Genomic DNA, 25494 nt, shown 5'->3' on the forward strand with positions numbered 1-25494 from the left:
GATACGCCGTCTACCCCCTTCGACTTCCGAAGTCGAAGCCGGACTTCGGAAGTCGATCCCGCGCAGGAGCGTTCGCGGAAATCGAGATACGCCGTCTACCCCCTTCGACTTCCGAAGTCGAAGCCGGACTTCGGAAGTCGGGCGTGCCGATACACTATCCGCGATCCACCCCGCTCCGGACCCCGCCATGATCCGCCCCGCGACGCCCGCCGACGTGCCGACCATCGCCGCCCTCATCCGCGCCCTCGCCGAGTACGAGAAGCTGGCGCACGAGGTCGTCCTCGACGAGGCGAAGCTCCGCGACCACCTGTTCGGCCCGCGGCCCTACGCCGAGGTGCTGATCGCCGAGGCCGACGGGCACGCGGCCGGGTTCGCCCTCTTCTTTCACAACTACTCCACGTTCCTGACGCGGCCGGGGATTTACCTCGAAGATTTGTTCGTCCGGCCCGAATACCGGGGGCGGGGCCTCGGCAAGGCGCTGCTCGTCGCGCTGGCGCGGCTGGCCCGCGACCGCGAGTGCGGCCGGCTGGAGTGGGCCGTGTTAGACTGGAACGAGCCGTCGATCAAGTTTTACCAGTCGCTCGGGGCGGTCGCGAAGGATGAGTGGATCATCTACCGCACGGCCGGCGACGCGCTGGCGAAACTGGCCGAAATGTGAGCGTCCGGCGGGCGTCAACCGGAAGGGGAGGCCGTGATGCGGAAGAGGTTCGTCGCCTGGGCGGTCCTGGCCGCCGTCATGCTCGGCTCGTCCACGGTCGTCGGGCTGGTCCTGAACGTCGCGTTCAAGCCGCGGCCGCCGGACTACAACCGGATGTGGGGCCGGGCCGTCCCCGCCCCCGCGCCGGTCCCGGCGGTCGGCCTGGCGAACCGGCAGGTGACGAACTTCGCCGTGCCGACGGCCGCGACCCCGGCGGACGCCGGCAACCTGCTCGCCGTCATCCGGTCCGTCTGCAACGTGCAAGGGTACGGCCGCCCCGCGGACTGGGCGCAGCTGTTCGACACGACCCGCATGGCCGAGGAGGAGGTTCCGCTCGGCTTCTACCAGCTCCGCCAACAGCAGCCCACCCTCCAAACGATCAACGCCGCCGCCGCCGCGATCCGACTCGACCTGGAAGAGATGGCCGCCCGCCGGTCGCCGACGCTGCCGCGGGGCACGCCGGAGGTCGTCCGCGTCGGGTTCTCCCCGGACCGGCTCGAGGCGCTGGTCATCGCGAAGCACACGACGACGGACCAGGCCGGCCGGCGGGCGGTGGAGTTCCTCCGGTGGTGGATGACCCGCGCGGCCGGGCCGTGGCGGGTGTACGACTTCGACTACGCGAACACCCGGCTGCGGTTCCTGACGGTGCGGGACTACCTGCCGGAACAGGGCGGGCCGGGCGGCTGGTCGGCGGACCGGCCGGCGTTCCTGAACTACCTCGCCGCGGTCCGGTGGCTGGCGATCGCCGGGACGGCGACGGACCCGGCCGCGACGGCGGCCGCCGCGTGGGTCGAGCCGCTCGACGCGGTGCCGCTGGTGCGGTACGTGGACGGGGCGCGGGGGGCGGCGCGGGCGCGGGCGCTGGCGGTCCGGGGGAACGCGAAGCTGGCCCGCGAGTACCTCGACTACGCCACGTCCCGGACGCCGAACGCCGTGTACCTGATGCACGCGCGGGCCGCCGTGTTCGCCGCGACCGGGAAGCGGGCCGACGCCCGGATGCAACTGCAGTCGTTCCGCGACTGGGTCGGCGACGACCCGCTCGCCGTCCTGGAGGACGCGAAGCTGACGGCCGCCGAGGCGGACGACCCGAAGGCCGCGATCCCGGTCCTCCGGAAAGGGCTGACCACGTTCCCCGGCGACCGCACGCTGATGATGGAGCTGGCCCGCCGCGTGCCGGCGGAGGAGCGGGAGGCCGTCGGCGAGTTGATGGCGAAGACCGGCAGCCCGCTGCTCGTGCAGGATGCGGCCGCCCTGTTCGAGCCGCAGTCCCCCAGCCTGCTCGACGCATTGTGTACCGGCTACCTGCGGGCGAAACCGGGCGACCCGCTCGTGCTGCCGTGGGCCGTACAGGCGAAGGTCGCGAGGGGGCAGCCGAAGGCGGCGGGCGACCTCCTCAAGGGCGTGCCGGCCGCGGACCGGCCGGGCGTCATCGAATGGCTGACCGGGCGGGCGTTTTCCTCCACGGCCCCGGCGGACTACTACCCCGCCCTCGCGGCCGCCGACGCCGGCGGGCCGCTCGTCGCCCGGCTGGTCCCGGCGTTCGCGGACATGCTGCTGTTCGTGAACCCGAAGCCGTTCGACCACAAGAAGCGGGTGGCGAACCTGACGGCCCTGCTCGCCGCCCACCGGGAGAAGGCCCCGGCCGACCCGTACCTGAACTTCGGCGACGCGCTCCTGATCGCGGCCGACGGCGACTGGGCGAAGGCCGACGCGGAGTTGGCGAAGGGGTACGCGAAGCTGCCGAAGCCGACGCGGACGGCCCGGACGCCGAACCCGCTGCTCGGCCCGGACGGGCGGCCGGACCCGGCCGGGTACGAGCGGTTCCGCGCCCTCCGCGCGTTCTTCCTGTTCAAGCAGGACAAGTGGAAGCAAGCCTACGCCGAGTTGCCGCCGGCCGTGGACACGTTCGACCACCTCGCCAACCTGATGCTGACGGACCGGGACGAGTTCAAGCTCGCGGAGCTGTGCGACCTGCACGCGAAGGCGTTCCCGGACGACCTGGAAGTGATCGCGTGGCGGGGCGAGGCCCAGTACCTGAAGCAGAACGACGCCGAGGCGGCCCGGCTCTTCAAGGAGTACCGGGACAAGTCCGGCCGCGACGCCCGGCAGAAGTATCGGGCCGACGAGCGGCTGATCCGCGCCTACGTCCGGCTGAAGCGGCCGGCCGACGCGCGGGCGATCCTCGACGAGGCGGCGGAGCAGGTCCCCGTCTCCTCGCTGTTGGTCGTGCTCGTCCGCGCCGCCGAGGGGGACGCGGACGGCGTCCTCGAAGAGTTCGACCGCGTCCAGCCGCTGAACACGGCCGGGTGGTACGCGGACCCGGACCTCGGCCCGCTCCTCCGCGCCCCGGCGTTCGCCGCGGTGCGACAAAAGTACCCGCCGCCGGTACGATAACAGCCACCGAGCGTTCCTTCGGAGGCGTCGCCGTGTCGTTGCGGATTCTCATCGCGGCTTCGGAAGTGGTCGGGTTCGCGAAGACCGGCGGGCTGGCGGACGTGGCCGGCGCGCTGCCGCGGGCGCTGGCGGCGCGGGGGCACCAGGTCGCCGTCGTCATGCCGTTCTACCGGTGCGTCCGGCTCGGCAAGGTTCCGGTCGAGCGGACCAGCCACGTCATCCCCGTCCCCGTCGGCACGCGGACGCTCGCCTGCCGCGTGTTCCGCGCGAAGCTCCCGAAGACGGACGTGCCGATCTTCTTCATCGACCAGCCGGAGTACTTCGACCGCGACGACCCGGCCGCCGGCCGCGGGCTGTACCAGCAGAACATGCCCGGCGGGTACAAGGCCGACTACCCGGACAACGCCGAGCGGTTCGTGTTCTTCAGTCGGGCCGTCGTGGAGGCGGCGCACTCGATGGCGTTCGTCCCGGACGTGATCCACGCCAACGACTGGCAGACGGGCCTCGTGCCGGTCTACCTGAACGAGGTGTTCCGCACCCGGCCGCAGTACGAGCACACGCGGAGCATCTTCACCATCCACAACATCGCGTACCAGGGCATGTACGGCCCGGACGTGATGAAGCTGACCGCGCTGCCCGGCTGGCTGTTCAACCACGCGCAGCTCGAGTTCCACGGGCACTTCAACTTCCTGAAGGCGGGCATCGTCTTCGCGGACGTGATTAACACCGTCAGCCCGACGTACTCCCGCGAAATCCAGACGGCCGAGTACGGCTGCGGCCTGGAGGCGCTGTTGCGGACGAGCCGGATGAAGCTGTTCGGCATCATGAACGGCGTCGATTACGACGCCTGGAACCCGGCGACCGACCCGTACCTGCCGAAGCACTACGACGCGGACACGGTGTTCGACGTGAAGCCGGAGTTGAAGGCGGAGTTGCAGCGGCAGTACAAACTGCCGGTCGAGCCGAAGAAGCCGCTGCTCGGCGTGGTCGCGCGGCTGGTCAGCCAGAAGGGGATCGACCTGATTCTGAGCGCCGCCCCCGGCTTCCTGGACCTCGGCTGCCAGATGGTGTTTCTGGGGGAAGGCGATCCGGAGTACCACAACGAGCTGCAGCAGTTCAAGCAGAAGCACCCGGACCAGGTCGGCGTGTACCTGGGGTACAGCGAGGCGCTGGCGCACCTGGTCGAGGGCGGGGCGGACCTGTTTCTGATGCCGAGCCGGTACGAGCCGAGCGGGCTGAACCAGCTCTACTCGATGAAGTACGGCACGCCGCCGGTAGTCCGGCAGACCGGCGGCCTGGCCGACAGCGTGGTCGGGGCGACGCACGAGTCGCTGGCCGGCGGCCACGCGACCGGGTTCAGCTTCGGGGAGTACACGGCGAACGCGCTGTACCAGACGATCAAGTGGGCGGTGACGCTGTACCGCGACCGGCCGAAGGACTTCCGGCAGGTGGTCCGGCACGCGATGAAGCAGGACTGGTCGTGGGACCGCAGCGCCGCCGAGTACGAGAAGCTGTACTTGAGGGTGCTGGGGCGGTGACTCTTGTAGGGCGGGTCAAGGCTTTGCGCCGACCCGCCGGGGGTGGCTGGGACCGACGGCGGGTCTTGTAGGGCGGGTCAAGGCTTTGCGCCGACCCGCCGGGGGTGGCTGGGACCGACGGCGGGTCGGCGCAAAGCCTTGACCCGCCCTACCCAACTACCCAACCGTCCTCCGCCGTTCGGCAGCCCGTTCCTCCACCAGTTTCAACAACTTATTCCAAAACTCCGGCGTCATCGGGACCGACGGCGCGGTGTCTTCCAGGGCGGCGTCAAGCTTCTGTTCCAACTCGTCCATCGAGTTCACGACGTAGCTCGTCCCGGCCGGCGGGTCGGGGAGTGGGTCGTCGTAGGTTTCGATGGCATGCTCCACGAATTCCGCAACGTCGGCGAACCCGGCGGCCTTCGCCTTCGACTCGGCGATGGTGCGGACTTCGTCGGACAAGGTAATCGTCATGAGCAGCCCTCGGGTGACGTTAACCTACCGGTGACGGAAGGGGCGTGTCAATAACTTGAGGTGTAAACGCCGAAAGCCCAGGGTCGGCCGACCCTGGGCTTTCAAGATTTTTCACTTCGCCTTACGCCTTCGCGGCCGGGGCTTCTTCCAGCGGCTTGACGTTCACCTTGCGGCTGTCGTTGCTGAAGTAGACGGTCCCGTCGCACAGGGCGAACAGGTAGTCGTTGCGGGCGCGCTTGACGTTCGCGCCGGGGTGCCACTTCGTGCCGCACTGGACGACGAGGATGCTGCCGGTCGTCACGCTCTCGCCGGCGTACTTCTTGATGCCCCGCCGCTTCGCGTTCGAGTCGCGGCCGTTGCGGACCGAGCCTTGACCCTTCTTGTGTGCCATGACCGAGGACTCCGAGATAATCCGAGTTTCAGGCTAGATAGCTTAGGGAACGCGAGGGCGGGCGGAAAGCCCTGACTTCCGAAGTCCGGCTTCGACTTCGGAAGTCGAACGTCCAGTCGCCTTCGCCGCATCTGCAACCGCCCCTCCGCCGCCTCGACTTCCGAAGTCGAAGCCGGACTTCGGAAGTCGGTCACTTCTTCCGAAGGTGGTACACGTACAGCCCCATCACCGCGACGATCGCCACGCCGACCAGCGCGAGCGAGACGCGCATCACCCACACCTTCGCGTTGCCCAGCCCGGCGTCGCGGCTCTCCGCGATCTTCCCCGTGGCCAGGTCGAAGAACACCTGCCGGGCGTCCTGCGTCATCAGCACGAACTGCGTGCCGTCCTGCGAGAACACGCCGCCGGCGCTCCACAGGATGTACCGCATCGTGTGCGGCAGGTCGTCCGGCCGGGCGACCAGCTCCCGCACGGAGTACGTCCGGAGCAGCTTCCCGTTCGCGTAAAGGCTGACGGCCGGGGCCGCGAGTTGTTCCGCCACCGCGTCGTCCGGCAGCTTCCGGCCGGCGTAGTGCCGCCACTGCGCGTTCTCGCCGTGGAACCGCACGAGATGGACGCCGTCGTCCGCCGGGAACGCCTCGTAGTCGAACCAATCGACCGCCCACAGCGGCTTCGTCGAATCGTCCGCCCGGTAGAGGCCGCTCGCCGCGTACTTCTGCCGGAGCATCGCGTGGTGGGAATTCTCCTTGCGGTTCGGGTCGTCCGACTTCGGCGGAACGAGGACGAAGACGTACTCGCGGTTCGGAGACGTGAAGTCCGACGGCACGGGGTACGCGATCGGCTTCTCGTTCGCGGCGGCGGGGGTCGCGAGCAGGAGCAGCAGCACGGCGGTTCGCATGAGGTCATGATAGGCCCGCCGGTATAATCGGTGCGTATGCTTCCCGAACCGCCGCCCGTGAGTCCCGCCCGCCGCCTCGGCCGCGCCCTGAAGGCCCGCACGTTCCGGTCCCTCCGCCACCCGAACTACCGGCTCTACTTCTTCGGCCAGCTCGTCTCGTTCATCGGGTCGTGGGTACAGACCACGGCCGTCATGTGGCTCGCCTACGACCTGACCGGCGACCCCGGCTGGCCGGCGTACCTGATGGTCGCGCAGGTCGGCCCGACGCTCCTCCTCGGGCCGTTCGGTGGGGCCGTCGCCGACCGGTTCCCGAAGCGGGCCGTCATCCTCGCGACGCAGGCCGCGTTCATGCTGAACGCGCTGGCCCTCACCGTCCTCGTCGCGTCGGACTTCGTCACGCCGACACTGCTGCTCGCGATGCAGTTCACGAGCGGATTGATTCAGGGAATCGACCTCCCGGCCCGGCTCGCGGTCGTGACGGACCTCGTGCCGACCGAGGACGTGGTGAACGCCGTCGGGCTGAACTCGCTCCTCTTCAACTCGGCCCGCGCCACCGGCCCCGCGATCGCGGGCCTCTTCTTCCTGCTCGCGAAGTCCTTCACGAACGCGGAGGCGACGCGGCTCGGGGCGGCGATGTGCCTCGCCGCGAACACGATCAGTTACCTCGCCGTACTGGTCGCGTTGTCGCGGATGGACGCGCTGCCGACGCACGACAAGCACGCCGCCCGCGGGTCGTTCTGGGCCGGGTTCCGCTACCTCGCGGCGCACCGCGGGCTGGCGGCACTCGTGCTCCTCACCGGCGGGTTCTGCGTGTTCGCGTGGCCGGTGCTGACGCTCTTCCCCGCGTACACGAAACTCGTCCTCGGCAAGGCGGAAGGCTCGTACAGCCTGCTGCTCAGCGCGTTCGGCGGCGGGGCGCTCGTCGGCGCGCTCGCGACGGCGACGTTCGGCTCGGTCCACCGCCGCGGCCGGTTCCTGCTGCTCGGCGCGGCCGCCGGGTGGGTCGGGCTGCTGATCCTGCTACTCGTGAACGTGCTGCCGCTAGGGATGCTCGCGTGCGTGTTCCTCGGGTTCGGCATGGTCCTGTACCTGTCCACCGGGCAATCGACGCTCCAGACGAGCGTGCCGAACGCCGTCCGCGGCCGGGTCATGGCCCTGTGGGCGATGATGCTCAGCGCCAGCTCCCTGCCCGGCCACCTGACGGCCGGGGTGCTCGCGCGGTCCTACCCCGTGCCGGACGTGCTGCTGCTCATGTTCGCCGGCGTGGGCGTCACGATGCTCGGCCTGGTCGCGCTGGTGCTGTTGAAACCGTTCCCGCACCAGAAGTAGGCGGGCCGTCACTTCTGCAAAATCAACTTCCCCCGGCGGGTGATGCGGAGCTTGTACCGCTCGCCGTCGTGCTCGATCACCACCTCGCGGCCCTCGCCGAACAGTTCCTTCGCCTGAACGACCGGCGCTAACGGGTTCGACTCCTCGACATCCGGACGCGAATCGGGGATTTTTTCGTCGCTCATCGCCGCCTCGTGTTGAGACGAAATATCGAGAAATTCAGAGGTTCCGCCGGCCGGCCGAGGAATTCGCACGAAAACACGGCGAATTTCCGGGCCGCGTTATTGACTCTATTCCGAGACCGTCTAGAGTAAAGGCGTCTTGTTGAGATTTTGTCGCAACAAGACGAGCTCGCTCCGCCACCGCTCGGGACCGCGGGATTCGCCCCCCGCTCACCTTCCGTCGCAACGCGGCTCACACCCGTGACCCACGTTTCCTTCGGAGGTGCTCATGCGCACGTCACGCGCCCGCCGAGCGTTTACGCTCATCGAACTCCTCGTCGTCATCGCCATCATCGCCATCCTGATTGGCCTGTTGCTCCCGGCCGTCCAGAAGGTCCGCGAGGCCGCCGCCCGGACGAAATGCACCAACAACCTCAAGCAGCTCGGCTTGGCGACCCACGGCTTCCACGACGCGAACAACAAGTTCCCCTACGGCACGATCGACAAGCAGCCGACCGAGACGGCCTCGACGTGGGTGACCGGGTTCATCCTCGTGCTGCCGTACCTGGAGCAGGACGCGGTCGCGAAGCGGTGGGACCCGAAGCAGCCGCGGAACAGCACCGTCGATACCGACGGCGACGGGTACACGAACGCGACGCTGCAGCAGATGCTCATCCCGACCTACGTGTGCCCGTCGATGACGCCGCCGACCGGGCCGCTGGGCGGGGCCGAGAACCGGGCGTACTGCAGCTACCTGTTCAGCGCCGGGTCGCAGGACGCGACGCTCCACCCGTACCCGCCGACGACCGGCGAGGCGAACTTCGACGGCATCGTCCCGCCGCAGAAGCGGGACATCGCCGCGAACCGGCAGGTGAACATCCTGGCCGTGACGGACGGCACGTCGAACACGTTCCTGGCCGGCGAGACGGACTTCAAGCCGACGGGCGTGCCGTCCACGATGTACGGCGGCGTGTGGGCCTACGGGTACATCGGGTACGCGTGGGGCACGACGTTCCACCCGTTCAACAAGCACGACCACACGACGACGCCCTACGGCGGGTTCCGCAGCGAGCACGTCGGCGGCGGCAACTTCCTGTTCGGCGACGGGTCCGTCCGGTTCACCCGCGAGAGCGTCAACCGCGTCGAGGGGACGGTGAACGTGTACCAGGCGCTGTCCACGCGGGCGGGCGGCGAAGTCGTCACTAACGAGTAAGGGGGTCTGGTCCCAGGGCCGTCCGCCGGTGTCAAACCGACCAAGTAAGGACCCGCATATGAACAAGTTTTCCCTATTCGGGTTGCTCGGCCTGCTCGCGCTCGCCGGTTGCGGCGGAAGCGGCGGGCCGGCGACGACGGCCCCGGCGGAGCAACCGCTGACGGTCGCCGAGTGGCAGTCGATGCCCGCGGACAAGAAGTACCAGGCCGAGACGTTCGAGCGGCTCAAGGTCGGCGAGCCGAAGTTCCAGGCCGAGAAGGCGTGGGACGAGTTCTACCGGAAGACGGTCCAGCCGGGCCGGAAAAAGGAATTGGCCGCCGCGAAGTAACCGACCCACGGCGGCGGCCACTCGCGCCGCCGTGCCCGCCGGGCGGGGTGACCACCGCCCCGCCCGGCACACGAACTTTCACTCAGGAGATTCCACCATGCGTTACCTGCTCGCGGCCCTGCTCGCCGCCGCGCTGGCCACGGCCGCCGCGGCCCACTTCGTGTACGTCGTCCCGGCGAAGGACGGCACGACCGTGCAAGTCGTGTTCAGCGACAGCCTCGACCCGGACGAGAACGTTGCGATCGAGAAGGTCGCGGCCCTGAAACTGACCGCCCGCGCCGCCGACGGCAAGGACGTGCCGGTCGAACACAAAACCGACAAGCACGCGCTCGCGGCGACCGTCCCGGCCGGCACGAAGGTCGTGTACGGGACCGTCACCTACGGCCTGCTGTCGCGGCCGAACACGAAGCCGGCGCTGCTCGTCTACCACCCGAAGGCGATCCTCGGCGAGTGCGACGCGAAGGCGGCGACCGTCGGCGCGAAGGCGGCGCTGGAGGTCGTGCCGGTGACGGCCGGCGGCAAGACGGCGTTCCACGTCCACGCGGCCGGCAAGCCGGTCGCCGACGCGGAGGTGAGCCTGCTGCTGCCGAACGGCGACAAGTCGAAGCTGAAGACGGACAAGGACGGCAAGACGGAGCCGGTGGCCGGGGCCGGCCGGTACGCCGTCTGGGCGCGGCACACGGACCCGACGGCCGGCGAGCACGACGGCAAGAAGTACGAGGAAGTCCGCCACTACGCGACGCTCGTGGTGGACGTGAAGTAACCGAGACAAACATTTTCACCGCAGAGGGCACATGAGGAAAAAAGAAGAGAGAAGAGCGTTCAAAACCATTCTTTGGAACTCTTCTTGGTTTTTCTCTCGTGCCCTCATGTGCCCTCTGCGGTGAATACGGTTTTCGATTTTCACAAGGGGGTCATCATGCGGAATCGTTTCGCCTTCCTGCTCCTGCTCGTCGTTCCCGCCGTCGGCCGCGCCGACGAGCAGCTGCCGCCGTTGCCGGCCGCCGCGTCGAGCCTCGGCGCGATCGCCTGCGACGGGTACGCCTACGTCTACGGCGGACACGCCGGCAAGACGCACAGCTACGACACCAAGACCGTCCTCGGCACGTTCCACCGGCTGAAGCTCGACGGCGGCACGAACTGGGAAGACCTCCCCGGCGGGCCGATCCTCCAGGGGATGAACCTCGCGACGCACGGCGGGAAGGTCTACCGCGTCGGCGGGATGCAGCCGCGGAACGAACCCGGCACGCCGGCCGACAACCACTCGGTCGCCGACGCCGCCGTGTACGACCCGAAGGTCGGGAAGTGGGAGACCCTCCCGCCGCTGCCGCAGGGCCGGTCGTCGCACGACGTGGTCGTCGTCAAGGACGCGCTCGTCGTCGTCGGCGGGTGGACGCAGAAAGGCAAGGGCGAGAAGGCCGAGTGGCTCGATTCCGCGCTGACGCTCGACCTGACCGCGAAGACGCCGGAATGGAAGGCGACGAAGCAGCCGTTCCAACGGCGGGCGCTAACGGCGGCGGTGATCGGCACGAAGGTCTACGTCCTCGGCGGCCTCGACGCCGCGGCCGCGGCCCTGAACCGCGTGGACGTTCTCGACACCGCCACCGGCAAGTGGTCCACCGGCCCGGACATCCCCGGCGGCCGCGTCGGGTTCTCCCCGGCGGCCACGACCGTCAACGGCAAGCTGATCCTCAACACGTCGGAAGGCGTTACGTTCCGGCTGACCCATTCCGGCGACGCGTGGGAGAAGGTCGGCGAGTCGAAGACGAAGCGGATGGTCGCCCGGCTGTTGCCGCACGGCGCGAGCGCGCTGCTCGTCGGCGGCGCGGCGAAGGGCGGCAACGTCGCGGAGGTCGAGGTGCTGACACTCGCCGAGCGGGGCGAGAAGGTGACGGCGAAGTAAGGGCCGGACAAGGGGGCCTTCGAGGCCGGAGGTGGGCATTCCTGGGACCGCGGGCGTCCCGCCCGCCCACCGTCCCGGATTCGGGGACCAGCCTTACGTGGTGGGGAGCGAAGCGGGCGGGACGCCCGCGGTCCCAGGGGTCGAACCCACCTGATTCCAACCTCCTGAAAGGAGCGATTCCTTCGATGAAGAAGATGCCTCGGCGCGGCTTCACGCTGATCGAGCTGCTGGTCGTGATCGCGATCATCGCGATCCTGATCGGCCTCTTGCTGCCCGCCGTCCAGAAGGTCCGGGAGGCCGCCGCCCGGATCAAGTGCGCGAACAACCTGAAGCAGCTGACGCTCGCGCTGCACAACGTCGAGGCCGCGGAAGGCAAGTACCCGGCCGGCGGCCAGTACGCGAACCCGGCGTCCTCCACCTCGTACTCCTACCTCGCCCGGTTCCTCCCGCACCTGGAGCAGGAGAACCTCCAGCGGCTGTTCAACTACAACCTGCCGTACAACAACGCGGCGAACAAGCCGGGGGCGAGCGTCCGCGTCAACACGTTCATCTGCCCGAGTGAGGTGAACCCCCGCCAGCGGCTCGACGCGACCGGCACGCCCGAGCACTACTCGCTCAACTACGGGTGCAACTTCGGGACGTGGATGGTGTTCAACCCGGCGACGCTGGCCACCGGCGACGGCGCGTTCGGGGTGAACCGCCAGTTCCGCCCGGCCGACATGACGGACGGGCTGAGCAACACGCTCGGCATCGCCGAGGTGAAGTCGAACACGCCGTACCAGCGGAACAACAACGCGGCCGCCGGGATGACCGTCCCGCCGGCGACGGCGGCGGACGTAAAGGCGCTCGTCGAGGCGAGCGGCGGGGACGCGTTCAACGTGGACAGCGGCCACACGGAGTGGGTGGACGCCCGCGCCCACCAGACCGGGTTCACGACCGTGCTGCCGCCGAACACGAACGTCGTCGTGGTCAAGAACGGCACGACGTACCAGCACGCGGACTTCAACAACCAGCGGGAGGGGTCGCACGCCACGAACGTCTGCTACGCCGCGATCACCGCCCGCAGCTTCCACACCGGCGGGGTGAACGTCGCCCTCATGGACGGCAGCGTCCGGTTCGTCCGCGATACGTTAGACCTGGCGACGTGGCGCTCGCTCGGCACCCGGTCCGGCGGCGAAGTCCTCGGAGATTACTAGATGGGCCTGCCCGTTGTTGACCCGCAGCCGCTCGCCCGCCCGCGGGGCAAGCGACTGATGCACGCCGTCCGCCGCGGCCACCTGTACCTGGGGCTGTTCCTGTTCCCGTGGGCCGTGCTGTACGGCGTCACCGCGTTCCTGTTCAACCACCCGTCCGCGTTCTCGGACGCCCCGACGACGACGTTCTCGGCGGACGCGCTGGCCGGCACGCCGCTCGAACAGCGGCCGACGGCGCAGCAACTGGCGGAGCAGGTGGTGGCGGTGCTGAACGAGAAGCAGAAGCCGGCGACGCCGTACGCGCTGGCCGGGGAGGCGAAATTCGTCCGCGAGTTCGCGTTCGCCACGGTGAAGGCCGACGGGCAGACGGTGAGCGTGCTCGTGGACGTGAAGGCCGGCGGCGGCACGGTCCGCAGCCAGCCGACGCGGGACCGGGCGGAGCCGGAAAGGCCGCCGTTCGCGCTCGGCCGGGCCGAGTCCCCCGGCGGCCGCGGGCGACAACCGACGGCCCGCCCGCCGGCCGACGGCGTCAAACTCGACGACCCGCTCCACGAGAAGATCAAGGCGAGCGTGCCGACGATCCTGGAGCGGACCGGGTTCCCGGCCGGCGACGTGACGGTGACGAGCGTGCCGGACGTGCAGTTCCCGGTGCTGGCGGACGGCCGGACGTGGACGGCGACGTACAACCCGATGACCGGCGCGGTCGGCGGCACGGCGGCGGACGCGAAGCCGGAAACCGAACTCGGCTGGCGGCGGTTCCTATTGCGGTTGCACACCGCGCACGGCTACCCCGGCGAGCCGAACGCCCGGTGGTTCTGGGCCGTGATAGTGGACGTGATGGCCTTCGTGATGTGCTTCTGGGGCGTGTCCGGCCTGCTCATGTGGTGGCAACTCAAGGCCACGCGGAAGCTCGGCCTCGTCATCCTCGTGCTGAGCGCGATCGCGGCGACCGCCCTCGGCTTCGCAATGCATGCGGCGATGGCGGGGTGAGTGGTGTTTTGTAGGGCGGGTCAAGGCTCTGCGCCGACCCGCCGTCGGTGACAGTAACCCCGGCGGGTCGGCGCAAAGCCTTGACCCGCCCTACGAAGAACCGCCGCGGCGTCGGCGGGTCGGCGCAGAGCCTTGATCCGCCTTACTTCTTCTTCGGCGGGAGGAATTGCGTCACGTCGAGGCCGTCCTTGCCGAGGTGGTGGTCGAGGATGTCGATCCGGCCGCGGTTCTTCATCCCGAGGAGTACGCGGCCCATTTCGTCCCACCAGATCGCGTCGAGGACCGCCGGGTTCGTCGCCTTCAGCCGGCGGTACTGCTCCAGCCGCTTGCGGAAGGCGTCCGCGTCGGCCTTCGCCAAACTCTCGCGCTCCTTCGTGTACGCCTCCGCCTGTTGCTCGAACCGGAACTTCGTCGCGGCCGCGTCCCGCAATCGCGCCGCCGCGTCCTGTTGCGCCTGGTTCTCCCGTGTGCTCATCATCGTCTGGGCGCGGTTCACCTGCTCGAACGCGTCCCGCACCTCGGCCGGGGCCGACAGGTGCTCGACGCTGACGCGCTGCACGACGACGCCGAGTCGGTGCGGTTGGAGTCGCGGGGTCAGCCGGTCGAGCGCCCACCGCGGCAACTCCGCCCGGCCGGTCAAGAGTGCATCGTCCACGCCCGTGCCGCCGAGCCACTCCGCGGCGAGCGCCTCGACCTCGCGGCCGAGCACGAGATCGACCTGATCGCGGTTCGACAAGTAGTCGTCGAGTCCCGAATCGGTCTCGTCCACGGCGAACTCGACGACGAGCCGGGCGTTGACGAGGTTCTGGTCGCCGGTGAGGAACTGGCCGCCGGCGTCGTCGTCCGGGGCGTACCCTACGGCGAGCTGCCGGACGGTGCGGACGGCGACGCGGTCCACGCGGTCGATGCCCCACGGCCACCCGACCCACAGCCCCGGCCCCGGCCGGGCGACGACGCGGCCGAACCGCCGCACGACGCCCCGCTCCTCCGGCCGCACCTGCGCGATCCCCGTCGCGAGGTACGCCAGGAGCGCGAGGGGCAGGACGTAGCGGAGGCGGGTCACTTCTTCTCCACCCCCGGCGGGGTCAACAGCAGGTCGAACAGCGGGTGCTTGCTGGACAGCAGCAGCACGTCCCGCGTCTCGCTGAGCAGCGTCTGGTACGCCTTCAGCTTCTGGAGGAACTCGTAGAACTTCGGGTCGGTCGCGTGGGCCTCGTTGCGGATGCGGTCGGCGTCCACGTCGGCTTGGCCCTCAATCGTCTGCTTCCGCGCCCGCGCCTCCGCCTCGGTCGTGCGGGCCTCCTTCTCGGCGGCGCTCGCGATGTCGGCCGCCCGCTTGCGGCCCTCGCTCTCGTAGTCGGCGACCTTGCGGGCGCGCTCGCTACGGATGCGCTCGGCGATGCTCGCCCGCACCGCCTCCGGGTAGCTGAACCGCCGCAGCCGTAGGTCCACGACTTCGATGCCGTACTCGGACTGGACCTTCTCTTTCAGGTCGTCGCCGAGGAGCTTTGCCCGCAGCTTCGCCGTGCGATCGTCCACCTTCGCCGGGTCCGCGACGGCGACCAGTTCGTCGAGCGGCATCGTGCTGATGACGGCCGCGAGCTTGCCGTTGACCCGCGGCGTCAGAATCCGCTTCGCCTGCTCCGGCGTGCCGACGGTACGGAGGAACTTGTCCGCGGCCTCGGCACTCGGAATCCGCCACGTCACGAACGCGTCCACGGCCAGCGTCTTGTCCACCGTCTTCGTCGTCACGTCGCGGGTCAGCGACTCGACGGCGGGGAGGTCGAACGCCTGCAACCGGCGGTCGATCCGCAGCACGGAATCGACCGGCCACGGCAGCTTCAAGTGCAGCCCGGCGGCCGTGCCGCCGTCGAGCGTGGCGACCGGCTCGCCGAACCGCGTGACGTAGGCGTACTCCGTCACGTCCACCGCGTAGAACGCCGTGCGGAGCCAGACGACGAGCACCAGCGGGATCAACCAGCGGAGCTTCTTCATGGGTCCTTCTCCGGCGGGCGGAGCAGGGCGGGGGGAATCTTGAACCCGTCCGGGTCGGCGAGCAACAGGTGCCGCTTGCCGGGGATGTCGGCGGCGTCGAGCAGAATCTTGTCGCGGCCGGTCAGGACGCCGGACACGGCCGCGAGGCCGAGGCGGAACTCCGTGAGCGCCCGCCGGGCGGCGAGGATTTCGGCCCGCCGCTGGTTCAGCTCGGCGGCGACGTGCGCGCGGTCGGCCCCGCCCTTCACGCGGGCCTCCAGCTCCTTCGCCATCGCCTCCTCCTCGGCCGCGGACATCGTCGTGCGGGCCTTGTGCCACGCGAGGAAGGCGTCGCGGTCGGCCGTCGCGTCGGCCCGCTTCTTCGCCGCCTCCGCCTCGGCCTGGCGAACCATTCGCGTCGCCTCTTCCTCGGCCCGCCGCTTCTGCCGCGTCGCCTCGGCCTCGGCCTCGTTGACGAATCGGTCCCGCTTCTGGATCGCCTCCGCGACGGCATGGTACGACGCGACGACCTCCTGCGGCGGGTGCAGGTCGTGCAGCGTCAGCCCGTCGAGTTTCACGCCGAGCTGGTCGCCGGTCGTTTCCTTCAACCGCTGAACCAGCCGGTCGAACGCGGTCCGCTCGAACGACTGACGGCGGGTTGTCAGTAAGTCGAGGAACGCGTCCCCGGCGGTGAGTTCGCGGAACACGGCCTCGGCCTGGGAGCGGATGACGGCGTCCGGGTCGCGGCTGCCGAAGAGGAACGTCCGCGGGTCGGCGACGGTGTACCGGACGGTCGCGAGGAGTTCGATCAGGTTGCCGTCGCCGGTGACCATCAGCGACTCGTCGGTGAGCCGGGCGACCTCCTCCGTGTGGCCGCTCGCCCACGTCAGGTCGCGGTCGGTGATGCCGGGCAGCCCGCCGGGCGTGCGGAGTTTCTGCTGTTCGGCCTTCGCGAGTTGCAGTTGTTGCTGCCGGTCCTGCCCGACGCGGCGGAAGCCGATCTCGACCGTGCGGACCTCGGCCGGCCGCAGCTTCGTGACCGCCTCGACCGGCCACGGCCAGCGGACGTGCAGCCCCGGCGACAGGTCTTCCCGCGGCGAGCCGAACCGTTGCACCACGCCGACCTCGTTCGCGTTCACCTGCGTCAAACCGCTGAGAATCCAGGCGAAGATCGCAACTGACACCGCGATGACAGTGACCGCCTTCCACCGGTGTTCGACGGCGTGGAGCAGGTCGTCGGCGTGGACGGTGTTCAGCCACCGGTCGAACGCCCGGTACGAATCGCGGACGCCGACGAGCGTAGGGTTCGTCGCGGTCCGCTCGAACGCGAGCAGCCGCATCGAGTTCAGTAGGACGAGCAGCGAGCCGAGTTGGTGGTAGATCGCGCCGACGAGCGGGGCCTGCTCGTACACGTCCGGCGAGGTCGCGAACAGCGGCCACAGGAGCCCGGCGAGGAGGATGCCGACGAGGTTGACGCCGAACCCGAACCAGACGATGTTCTGGCGGATCACCTTCACCGTCTCGCGGCTGAGGCGGACGAGCAGCGGCAGCGGGCGGAGCGGCTCGCCCATCAACACGATGTCGCCGGCCTCGGCGGCGATGTCCGTTCCCGTGCCGACGGCGATGCCGACGGCCGCCTTCGCGAGGGCCGGGGCGTCGTTGATGCCGTCGCCGACGAACGCGGCGGCCGGCGGCAGGTGCTCCGTCTTCTGCGCCGGGAGCAGTTCCGAATGCACGGCCGCGAACGGCAGGTCCTTCGCGACGCTGTTCGCGGCGGCCGCGCGGTCGCCGGTCAGGAGCGAAAGTGACAGCCCGCTGTCGGCGAGTTCGGACAGCACGCCGACGGCCTCCGGCCGGAGCGTGTCTCGCGCGCCGATCGCGCCGAGCAACTCGCCGTTGCGGACGACGAGGAGCGTCGTTTGCCCCGTGGAATCGAGGCGATTTTGAACGTCGTCCAGATTCGGCGGGACCGCGACGCCTTGTTCCGTCAGGAGCCGCCGCGTCCCGACCAGCACCGTCGCGCCGCCGATCTTCGCGGATACGCCGGAGCCGGGGACGGCCTGGAACTCCGCGACCGATTCCAGCGCGAGGCCGCGCTCGTTCGCCGCGTGAAGGATTGCCTTCGCGAGGGGGTGTTCGCTCCGCTGCTCCGCGCTCGCCGCGATCCGCAACAACTCGTCGGGTGAAGTCGAGCCGAGCGGGATCACGTCGCCGACCGCGAGTTTGCCCTCGGTCAGCGTGCCGGTCTTGTCGAACGCGATGGCCGTCACGCCCGCCAATCGCTCGAGCGCCGCCCCGCCCTTGAGCAGCACGCCGGTCCCGGCGAGGCGGCCGACGGCCGCGATCACGGCCGCGGGCGTGGCCAGCACCAACGCGCACGGGCACGCCACGACCAGCACCGCGAGCGTCGGGTAGAGGGCCACCCGCGACGCGGCCGACACCGACACCGGCCGGTCCGGCGTGCGGCCGCTCAGTTGGAACAGGACGTTGATCCCGAACGTGACGAGCGCGAGGCCGAGGACGATTGGGAGGAACCGCCGGGCGAGCCGGTCCGCGTACCGCTCTAGCGGGGCCTTCTCCTTCAGGGCCTGCCCGGTCAACTCGATCACCTGCCCGGCGACCGTCTGCTTCGCCACCTTCCGCGCATCAATCGTGAGCGCGCCGTGCTGGTTCACGCCGCCCGCCAGCACCGCGTCGCCGGGGCCGACCTCCCGCGGCAGACTTTCGCCCGTGAGCGCTGACGTGTCGAGCGTCGAGCGGCCGTCGGTCACCACCCCGTCAACGGGAATCTTGCCACCGGGCTTCACGACGACGCGGTCGCCGACTTGCAGGTCCGCCGCGAAGACGCGGACCTCCTGCCCGTCCCGCAGCACCCACGTCCGGTCCGGGAACAGCTCGACGAGCTTTCTCAAGACGCGCTGCGTGCGGTCGAACGTGATCGCTTCGAGGCACTCGCCGACGAGGCCGATGACGACGACCTCCGCGGCCACGAGCGGCTCGCCGATCAGGATGGCGGCGATGCACGCGACGGCGACGGCGAGGTCCGCGCCGACCCTCCCGTCGGCCGCGCCTTCGAGAGACGTGTAGAGAACCCGCGCCCCGCCGAGGACGGCCGCGAGCAGGGCGTACCGGTAGCCGTACAACTCCCGTGAGGCGAGCGTCGGCAGGTCGAGGCCGAAGGCGGACGAGAGCCACCCCGCGAGCGGCGGCCACACGTCCAAGAGGAGCAGCGAGAGGACGACCGCGGTGAGCGCGTACAGGGCGGCGTTCGAGCGGCGCTCGAACGGCTGGTCGGCGGGGTCGAATTCGCGGTGCATACGCGGCCGAGGCGGGGCGGGCGGGGGTCGTGGTCCGGCCGGGTTATCCTATTCACCCGCGGCGGACCCCCGCCGGGCCGGGGTGTGATGTTTTCGTGATTTCCGGGGCGGCCGGCCGGCCGATCCGGTAAACTGGCCAGACGTTCATCCTGGGGTTCGCCATGCCCGCCGACCTGCCGCCCGCGGTACTCGCCGCCGTCGCGAAGCACTGGGGATTTCGCACGCTCCGCCCGCTCCAGGCCGAGGCCATCCGCGCCGCCCTCGCCGGCCGGGACTCGCTCGTCGTCATGCCCACCGGCGGCGGGAAGTCGCTCTGCTACCAGGCCCCGGCGCTCGTCCGCGACGGCCTCACCGTCGTCGTGTCCCCGCTCATCGCGCTCATGAAGGACCAGGTGGACGGGCTAGCCCGCAACGGCGTCGCGGCCGTGCGGCTCGACAGCACGCTCACGCCGGCCGCGTGGACCGAGGCGGTGAACGCGATCCGTGGGAAGCAGGCGAAGCTCGTGTTCGTTTCCCCCGAGCGGCTGGTGAACACGAGCACGTACCAGCTGCTCCGCGACGCGGGGGCGCACGCCGTCGCCATCGACGAGGCGCACTGCATTTCGCACTGGGGCCACGACTTCCGCCCGGAGTACCGGATGCTCGCCCGGCTCCGCGAGTTCTTCCCCGGCACGACCGTCCACGCCTACACCGCCACCGCGACCGAGCAGGTCCGCCGGGACATCATCGCGCAGCTCAACCTGAAGACGCCGGAAGTCTTCGTCGGGAACTTCGACCGGCCGAACCTGACGTACCGGGTGTTGCCGCAGGTGGACGTGCTCGCGCAGGTCCGCGAGGTGCTCGACCGGCACAAAAACGAGGCCGGCATCGTCTACTGCCTGCGGCGGAACGACGTGGACACGCTCGCGGCGGCCCTGGCGCGGGCGAAGTACCGGGCCGTGCCGTACCACGCCGGGATGTCCGCGGAGGACCGGAAACGGAGCCACGACCTGTTCGCGAGCGAAGAAGCGGACATCGTCGTCGCGACGATCGCATTCGGCATGGGGATCGACCGGTCGAACGTCCGGTTCGTCGTCCACGCCAGCGTGCCGAAGACGATCGAGCACTACCAGCAGGAAACGGGCCGCGCCGGCCGGGACGGGCTGCCGAGCGAGTGCGTGCTGCTGTTCTCGCTGGCGGACGTGGTGGCGCTGCGGCGGATCATGGAGAAGTCCGCGGCCGAGGCGAACGCCGACCCGCAGTACGTCCAGGCGGCGAAGGGGCAGCTCGACCAGATGGCGCGGTACGCCGGCGGCGCGGTCTGCCGGCACAAGGCGCTCGTGAACCACTTCGGCCAGCCCTACGAGACCCCGAACTGCGGGGCGTGCGACATCTGCCTGGGCGACACGGAAGACGTGCCGGACGCCACCGTGGTGGCACAGAAGATTCTGTCGTGCGTGGCCCGCGTGAACGAGGGCTTCGGCGTCAACCACGTCATCGACGTGCTCCGCGGCGCGGACACGGACGCCGTCCGGTCCCGCGGGCACGACAAGCTCAGCACGCACGGGCTGCTCAAGGCGATGGGAAAGCCGGAGATTCGCGACTACGTCTTCCAACTGATCGGCCAGGACGTGTTGGCGCAGTCCGAGGGCGAGTACCCGGTGCTGAAGCTGAACGCCGGGTCGTGGGCCGTCATGAACGGGAAGCGGCAAGTGAAGCTGATCCAGCGGGCGAAGCCGGCCGCGGGGAAGCCGGAGAAGGCGACGCTCCCGGCCGGCAGCGACCCGGAACTGTTCGAGCTGCTCCGGCAGCTCCGGCGGCAGCACGCGGCCCGGCTGGGCGTGCCGCCGTACCAGGTGTTCGCGGACACGGTGCTGGCGGAACTGGCCCGCTGCCGGCCGACGACGCCGGAGCGGATGCGGCTGGTCTCCGGCGTCGGCGACGTGAAGCTCCGCGAGTTCGGACAGCCGTTCCTGGCCGCGATCGTGGAGTACGCTGGGGCGATGGGGCTGCCGACGGACCTGCCGCCGCCGCGGGAGCGGGACGCGGCCGCCGCCCCGCCGCGGGACCCGACGCGGATTTCGGCGGCGAAGCAGCTGTCGTTCTCGCTGTTCCGCGACGGCTGTTCCGTCGAGGACGCGATGCACCAGACGAAGCTGTCGCGGGGCACGGTCTGCGACCACCTGGCGGACTTCGTCCGCGCCGAGCGGCCGGCGTCGATCTTCCCGTGGGTCCCCGAGGACGTGTGCGAGCGGGTGGCGGCCGCGGCCGAGCAGCACGGGATGGCGCGACTGAAGCCGGTGTTCGTGGCGCTGAACGAGGAGGTGAGCTACGACGCGATCCGCGTCGTGTTCGCGTTCCTGGAATCGCGGGCGAGCGACCGGGCTTGACCCGGTCGGCCGCGGCTACACGCCGGGGCCGTACAGCACCCGCGGCTCCCGCTCGCCGGAGCGGGTGAGCACCAGCCCGCCGGGCGGCCCGTTCACCGTCACGACGCACCCCGGCTTCCCGGCCGCGTGCTCGGCGAGGATCGCCTCCAGCGCCTGCACGATCGCCACGCAGTTCCGGTCGGCCGACAGGTCGTTGTAGCTCAGCCCCCGCGCCGCCTTCAACCGCACGTCCCGCTCGGCCTTCGGCCCGCCGAACTCGACGGCCGCGACCTCCTCGAAGAACCGGCGGATGACCTCGACGCCGTACCCCCGCTGCGACCGCTCGCCCCACGGCTCGACGAACGTGCCGTTGTAGTGGTAGTTCGGCGTGTACTTGAACTCGCCGGGCGAGCGGTCCTCGACGGTCAGCTCCACGCCCCGCTTCCGCTGGTGCGCGATCCAGACGCCGTTATCGAACCGGAACTGTACCTCCTGATCGACGTAGCCGGGGAAGTTGTCCGGCGTCACCCAGCTCGTGTGGATGTCGAAGCTCGCCTCGCGGCCGTCCGGGTGGGTGTACGTTACCTGGAGTTGCGTCGAGTCCCAGGTGTTGCCGCCCGCCGGGCCGACGAGGCCGCGCTGCCCGGTCGCGGTGATCCGCGTCAGCTTCCACGCCGGGCCGAACGTGAAGTCGATCAGCTTCGTGTAGTGGCACGCCACGTACGTGCCGGGGTTGCGGCCGGTCAGCCACTCGGCGAACTGGCCCGTCGAGATCGACTTCGGTTCGAGCAACGAGCAGTACCCGTTGTTGACGTGCTTCAGGTTCCCCTCGACGACGTGCGTGCGCAGCTTCTTGTGGTCCGGGTCCAGCAACTTGTGGTACACGACCTTCGCCAGCACGCCGTTCTTCTCGGCGAGCGCCTGCAGTTCGTCCAACTCGGCGAGGGACAGGACGGCCGGCTTCTCGATCAGGACGTGCTTTCCCGCGGCCAGTGCCGCCTTCGCCGGTGCGAAGTGCCGGTCGTCCGGCGTCGCCACGCACACCACGTCCACGTCCGCCTTCGCCAACTGCTCGGCCGCGTCCGGGCCGGTCAGGTTCGCGAACGGCTTCGGGGCGTGCGGCAGGTACTTCGCGGCCCGCGCCCCGGTGCGGGTGGCGACGGCCGCGAGTTCGACCTCGACCAGCCCGAAGTCCCGGCGGTACAGGCCGTCGCGGTGGGCGGCCTCGAAGAACGGGCGGTACGTCTCGTCGAAGATCATGCCGAGGCCGACCATCCCGGCCCGGACGCGGTGGGGGGTGCTCATCGGGCTAATCTAGCGGCAACAGCCCGTCGGGTAGCTTCTTCTTGTGGAACCCTGAGCGGAAGCGACGGGGTGGAGCGCCCCCACCCCGTCGCTTCCGCTCAGGGTTCCACAACTCACGGGTTCGTGAAACCGCGGCGGCCGGTCCGGGGTACGTGAGACGTGCCCTACCGGGAAGAAGCCGTGAGATTCTACCCAATTTGCCGAAATGCCGTTGACGCCGTTAGACCGGTCGGACTAGGATCAATCGTGCCGGATAGTCCGGTCGGACTAGAAGCACCGATTTATGCCCGAACGAACCGCGAAACCGCCGGCAAAGCCGTCACCGAACGGGAAACCCCTCTCCAAGTCGGGCGTGGCCGAGAAGCGGCGCGAGCAGGTGATCGAGGCGGCCATCGACATCATCGCCACGCAGGGCATCCACAAGCTGTCGCTCGGGAATATCGAGAAGCGCGTCAAAATGACGCGGGGCCACCTGACGTATTACTTCCGCACGAAGGACGCCATCCTGCTGGCCGTGCTGGACCGGATGGTCGAGCGGATGATCGCGGAGAAGCTGTCCGGCGGCGGGCCGAAGCCGATGACCGGCAAGGCGTGGGACTGCGTCCGCCACGCGCTGGCGGACGCCATGCGGCCGCCGGGGCCGGACAGCCTGGCGTTCCTCAGCCTCATCCACACGTTCCACGCGCAGATGAGCTACCAGCCGCACGTGCGGAAAAAGATCGCGAAGCTGAACCAGCAGTGGCGGGCGGATGTCGGTAAGGATTACGCGATGAGTGTCAAGAAGCCGCCGGTCCCGCCGGACATCGCGGCGTCGATCATGATGGCCCTCTTGATCGGCATCGGCGGGCAGATCGCCGTGGACCCGACCGCGTTCGACCGAAAGAAGATGATGACGACGCTCACGAAACTTCTCGCCCCGCTGTTCGCCGGAGGAGATTGACCCATGGCCGAACCAACGACCCGCAACGGCGAACTCGTCAACCGGGTTCAGCAACTCCGCCTCAACAACCAGCTCGGCGCGGACCGCGGCGGCCGCGGCAGCCGGGCGGGCTGGCTGCCGTGGATCCTGTGCCTCGTCATGGCCGCGGCGTGGGCCGGCGTCGGCATCCGGTCGTACCGCGCGCCGCAGCCGGAGGCCGGCCCGGTCGCGGCCGGGCCGCAACAGGCGTCGTCCGCCGCGACGGCCGGCACGACCACGCCGACCGCCGCGGCCGGGACCATCCAACTCGAAGTGAAAGGCTACCTCGTGCCCGCCCAGCAGATCGCCGTCAGCCCGATCGAGGTGGCCGGCCGGATCATCGAGCTGAACGTCGTCGAGGGGAAGCTGTTCAACAAGGGGGACGTGCTCGCCCGGATCGAGGACGTGAGCTACCAGGGCCAGTTCGCCGAGACGAAGGCGTCGTTGGCCGCCGCCCAGCAGCGGCTCGCCGCCGCGGAGCAACGGCTCGCCGGGCTGCTGCCGGAGTCGGTCCGCAAGGTCGAGATCGTTCAAGTCGAAGAGGAGTTGAAGGAAGCCGAGGCCCAGCGGGCGCGGATGGCCGACGACGTGGCCCGGTTCGAGCGGCTCGGCACGTCCGCCGCCGAGCAGGAGTACAAGCGGGCGAAGTTCGACTTGCAGGCCAACGACGCCCGCGTCCGCCGGCTGACGGCGACGCTCGCGATCCTGAAGGAAGGCCCGCGGCAGGAGCAGAAGGCCGCGGCCGAGGCCGAGGTCAAGGGGGCGGAGGCCGAGGTGAAGGCGGCGCAGGCCCGGCTGACGCAGGCCCAGTGGCGGCTGGAGAACTGCACCATCCGCGCCCCGATCGACGGCACGGTTCTGTCCAAGAAGGCCGAACTCGGCAACCTCGTCAACCCGCTCGCGTTCTCCGCATCGTCCGGCAGCGTGTGCGACATCGCGAACCTCGCGGACCTGGAAGTCGATCTCGAAATCCCGGAGCGGGACATCCGCAAGATCAAGGTCGGCCAGCGGTGCCGGATCAAGGCCGACGCCTACTCCGACCGCGCCTACGAGGGCCGGCTCGACCGCATCATGCCGATCGCGAACCGGGCGAAGAGCATCGTCAACGTCCGGGCGAAAGTCACCCTTCCGGCCGGCGAAGTACCGGGCACGTACCTGAAGCCCGAGATGGGCGCGGTCGTCTCGTTTTTGGCGGACGAAGAGAAGAAGAATTAGTCACCGATTGTAGAACCCGGAGCGGAAGCGACGGGGTGAGGGATCAACACCCCGTCACTTCCGCTCCGGGTTCCACCCGAGGAGTTTTCATGGCCGCGATTGTCGAAGTCCGCGACCTGTACAAGTCGTTCACGCGGGGCGAAGAGAAGATCGACGTGCTGATGGACCTCAACCTCGACGTGGAGGAGGGGGAGTTCCTCGCGCTCATGGGGCCGTCCGGGTCCGGGAAGACTACGCTGCTCAACCTCATTGCCGGGCTGGACTCGCCGACCGAGGGTACGATCCGCGTCGGCGACCAGCTCATCTCCGCCAAGTCCGAGAGCGAACTCGCCCGGTGGCGGACGCGGAACGTCGGGTTCGTGTTCCAGTTCTACAACCTCCTGCCCGTGCTCACGGCCTACGAGAACGTCGAGCTGCCGTTGCTCTTGTTGCAGTTGAGCAAGTCGCAGCGGCAGAAGCAGGTCGAGAACGCGCTGAACCTCGTCGGCCTCGGCGACCGGATGACGCACCGGCCGGGGCAACTCTCCGGCGGCCAGTGCCAGCGGGTCGGCATCGCGCGGGCCATCGTGACGGACCCCACGATCGTCGTGTGCGACGAGCCGACCGGGGCGCTCGACGCGAAGTCGGCGAACGACGCGCTGAGCCTGTTAGAGTTGTTGCGGAGCGAGTTGGGGAAGACGATCCTGATGGTGACGCACGACCCGCACGCGGCCGAGCGGGCGCAGCGGATCGTGCAACTGGAGAAGGGCCGGTTGGTAGGCGGCAACCCGATCCCGACGCTCGCGCGGGCCAACTCGACACTCTTATCCCCTCTCCCCCGGCTTTGCGGGGGAGAGGGCCGGGGTGAGGGGGTTGAGAGCGCCCCGGACCGAGAATCGATCCTTCCTTG

22 protein-coding genes are annotated in these 25494 nt (G+C 69.6%); 14 read left to right on the plus strand and 8 right to left on the minus strand.

What is annotated here, in order from left to right; genetic code table 11:
- Window positions 1-187: 187 nt before the first annotated feature.
- Genes AC5JJ2_RS21135 through glgA form a run of 3 tightly spaced genes read left to right on the plus strand, consistent with a single transcriptional unit; the run spans window position 188 to window position 4629 of the window.
- Window positions 188-658: a GNAT family N-acetyltransferase gene (locus AC5JJ2_RS21135; protein ID WP_495860017.1), complete on the plus strand. Its 471-nt coding sequence runs from the start codon at window positions 188-190 to the stop codon at window positions 656-658.
- Between the two features lie 36 nt (window positions 659-694).
- On the plus strand, window positions 695-3091 hold the full coding sequence (locus tag AC5JJ2_RS21140; protein ID WP_495860018.1) for a tetratricopeptide repeat protein: 2397 nt from the start codon (window positions 695-697) through the stop codon (window positions 3089-3091).
- Between the two features lie 32 nt (window positions 3092-3123).
- Window positions 3124-4629, plus strand: a complete 1506-nt coding sequence (glgA, locus tag AC5JJ2_RS21145; RefSeq protein ID WP_495860019.1) for a glycogen synthase GlgA — start codon at window positions 3124-3126, stop codon at window positions 4627-4629.
- A 156-nt stretch (window positions 4630-4785) separates the two neighbouring features.
- Here glgA and AC5JJ2_RS21150 read toward each other — a convergent pair whose 3' ends face one another.
- From AC5JJ2_RS21150 to AC5JJ2_RS21160, 3 genes are all read right to left on the minus strand, one after another.
- The gene (locus tag AC5JJ2_RS21150; protein WP_495860020.1) at window positions 4786-5082 is read right to left on the minus strand and encodes a hypothetical protein; all 297 of its coding nucleotides are present in this window, start codon (window positions 5080-5082) and stop codon (window positions 4786-4788) included.
- Window positions 5083-5203: 121 nt separating this feature from the next.
- A complete protein-coding gene (gene rpmA, locus AC5JJ2_RS21155; RefSeq protein ID WP_495860021.1) occupies window positions 5204-5473 on the minus strand; it encodes a 50S ribosomal protein L27 in 270 nt (89 codons plus the stop codon).
- A gap of 190 nt (window positions 5474-5663) precedes the next feature.
- Window positions 5664-6371, minus strand: a complete 708-nt coding sequence (locus AC5JJ2_RS21160; RefSeq protein ID WP_495860022.1) for a hypothetical protein — start codon at window positions 6369-6371, stop codon at window positions 5664-5666.
- A 57-nt stretch (window positions 6372-6428) separates the two neighbouring features.
- Here AC5JJ2_RS21160 and AC5JJ2_RS21165 point away from each other — a divergent pair, with 57 nt between their 5' ends.
- On the plus strand, window positions 6429-7700 hold the full coding sequence (locus AC5JJ2_RS21165; protein WP_495860023.1) for an MFS transporter: 1272 nt from the start codon (window positions 6429-6431) through the stop codon (window positions 7698-7700).
- An 8-nt stretch (window positions 7701-7708) separates the two neighbouring features.
- Here AC5JJ2_RS21165 and hemP read toward each other — a convergent pair whose 3' ends face one another.
- Window positions 7709-7885, minus strand: coding sequence for a hemin uptake protein HemP (gene hemP, locus AC5JJ2_RS21170; protein ID WP_495860024.1), 177 nt, complete (start codon window positions 7883-7885; stop codon window positions 7709-7711).
- A gap of 265 nt (window positions 7886-8150) precedes the next feature.
- On the opposite strand from hemP, the gene AC5JJ2_RS21175 reads away from it, so the two are divergent.
- The 6 genes from AC5JJ2_RS21175 to AC5JJ2_RS21200 all read left to right on the plus strand — a co-directional run bounded on the left by AC5JJ2_RS21175 (window position 8151) and on the right by AC5JJ2_RS21200 (window position 13488).
- On the plus strand, window positions 8151-9074 hold the full coding sequence (locus AC5JJ2_RS21175; protein ID WP_495860025.1) for a DUF1559 domain-containing protein: 924 nt from the start codon (window positions 8151-8153) through the stop codon (window positions 9072-9074).
- Between the two features lie 58 nt (window positions 9075-9132).
- Window positions 9133-9402 carry a hypothetical protein gene (locus AC5JJ2_RS21180; RefSeq protein WP_495860026.1) on the plus strand — a complete coding sequence of 90 codons (270 nt, stop codon included), beginning with the start codon at window positions 9133-9135 and terminating at the stop codon, window positions 9400-9402.
- Window positions 9403-9499: 97 nt separating this feature from the next.
- Window positions 9500-10165 (plus strand): DUF4198 domain-containing protein, encoded by a 666-nt coding sequence (locus AC5JJ2_RS21185; RefSeq protein WP_495860027.1) that lies wholly within the window; start codon window positions 9500-9502, stop codon window positions 10163-10165.
- A gap of 156 nt (window positions 10166-10321) precedes the next feature.
- Window positions 10322-11305: a Kelch repeat-containing protein gene (locus tag AC5JJ2_RS21190; RefSeq protein ID WP_495860028.1), complete on the plus strand. Its 984-nt coding sequence runs from the start codon at window positions 10322-10324 to the stop codon at window positions 11303-11305.
- 185 nt (window positions 11306-11490) lie between these two features.
- Entirely contained in the window at window positions 11491-12501 is a 1011-nt protein-coding gene (locus AC5JJ2_RS21195; RefSeq protein WP_495860029.1) for a DUF1559 domain-containing protein, read from the plus strand.
- Entirely contained in the window at window positions 12502-13488 is a 987-nt protein-coding gene (locus AC5JJ2_RS21200) for a PepSY domain-containing protein (protein WP_495860030.1), read from the plus strand. It abuts the gene before it with no gap.
- A 142-nt stretch (window positions 13489-13630) separates the two neighbouring features.
- Here AC5JJ2_RS21200 and AC5JJ2_RS21205 read toward each other — a convergent pair whose 3' ends face one another.
- The 3 genes from AC5JJ2_RS21205 to AC5JJ2_RS21215 are packed head-to-tail and all read right to left on the minus strand — an operon-like array spanning window position 13631 to window position 18779.
- Window positions 13631-14551: an SPFH domain-containing protein gene (locus tag AC5JJ2_RS21205; protein ID WP_495860031.1), complete on the minus strand. Its 921-nt coding sequence runs from the start codon at window positions 14549-14551 to the stop codon at window positions 13631-13633.
- Entirely contained in the window at window positions 14548-15483 is a 936-nt protein-coding gene (gene hflC / locus AC5JJ2_RS21210; RefSeq protein WP_495860032.1) for a protease modulator HflC, read from the minus strand. The genes AC5JJ2_RS21205 and hflC overlap by 4 nt, the downstream gene beginning before the upstream one ends.
- A complete protein-coding gene (locus AC5JJ2_RS21215; RefSeq protein WP_495860033.1) occupies window positions 15480-18779 on the minus strand; it encodes a cation-translocating P-type ATPase family protein in 3300 nt (1099 codons plus the stop codon). The genes hflC and AC5JJ2_RS21215 overlap by 4 nt, the downstream gene beginning before the upstream one ends.
- 161 nt (window positions 18780-18940) lie before the next feature.
- Here AC5JJ2_RS21215 and recQ point away from each other — a divergent pair, with 161 nt between their 5' ends.
- Complete coding sequence (gene recQ / locus AC5JJ2_RS21220; protein WP_495860034.1) at window positions 18941-21148, plus strand: DNA helicase RecQ; 2208 nt, start codon at window positions 18941-18943, stop codon at window positions 21146-21148.
- 15 nt (window positions 21149-21163) lie between these two features.
- On the opposite strand, the gene AC5JJ2_RS21225 is transcribed toward recQ, so the two are convergent.
- Window positions 21164-22432, minus strand: a complete 1269-nt coding sequence (locus AC5JJ2_RS21225; RefSeq protein WP_495860035.1) for a Gfo/Idh/MocA family protein — start codon at window positions 22430-22432, stop codon at window positions 21164-21166.
- 352 nt (window positions 22433-22784) lie between these two features.
- Here AC5JJ2_RS21225 and AC5JJ2_RS21230 point away from each other — a divergent pair, with 352 nt between their 5' ends.
- The 3 genes from AC5JJ2_RS21230 to AC5JJ2_RS21240 form a co-directional block, all read left to right on the plus strand.
- Window positions 22785-23372, plus strand: coding sequence for a TetR/AcrR family transcriptional regulator (locus AC5JJ2_RS21230; protein WP_495860036.1), 588 nt, complete (start codon window positions 22785-22787; stop codon window positions 23370-23372).
- 3 nt (window positions 23373-23375) lie between these two features.
- Window positions 23376-24605, plus strand: coding sequence for an HlyD family secretion protein (locus AC5JJ2_RS21235; protein ID WP_495860037.1), 1230 nt, complete (start codon window positions 23376-23378; stop codon window positions 24603-24605).
- Window positions 24606-24694: 89 nt separating this feature from the next.
- A partial coding sequence (locus AC5JJ2_RS21240) for an ABC transporter ATP-binding protein (RefSeq protein WP_495860038.1) occupies window positions 24695-25494 on the plus strand: 800 nt, incomplete at its 3' end.

This window comes from Limnoglobus sp. (genome assembly GCF_059499385.1).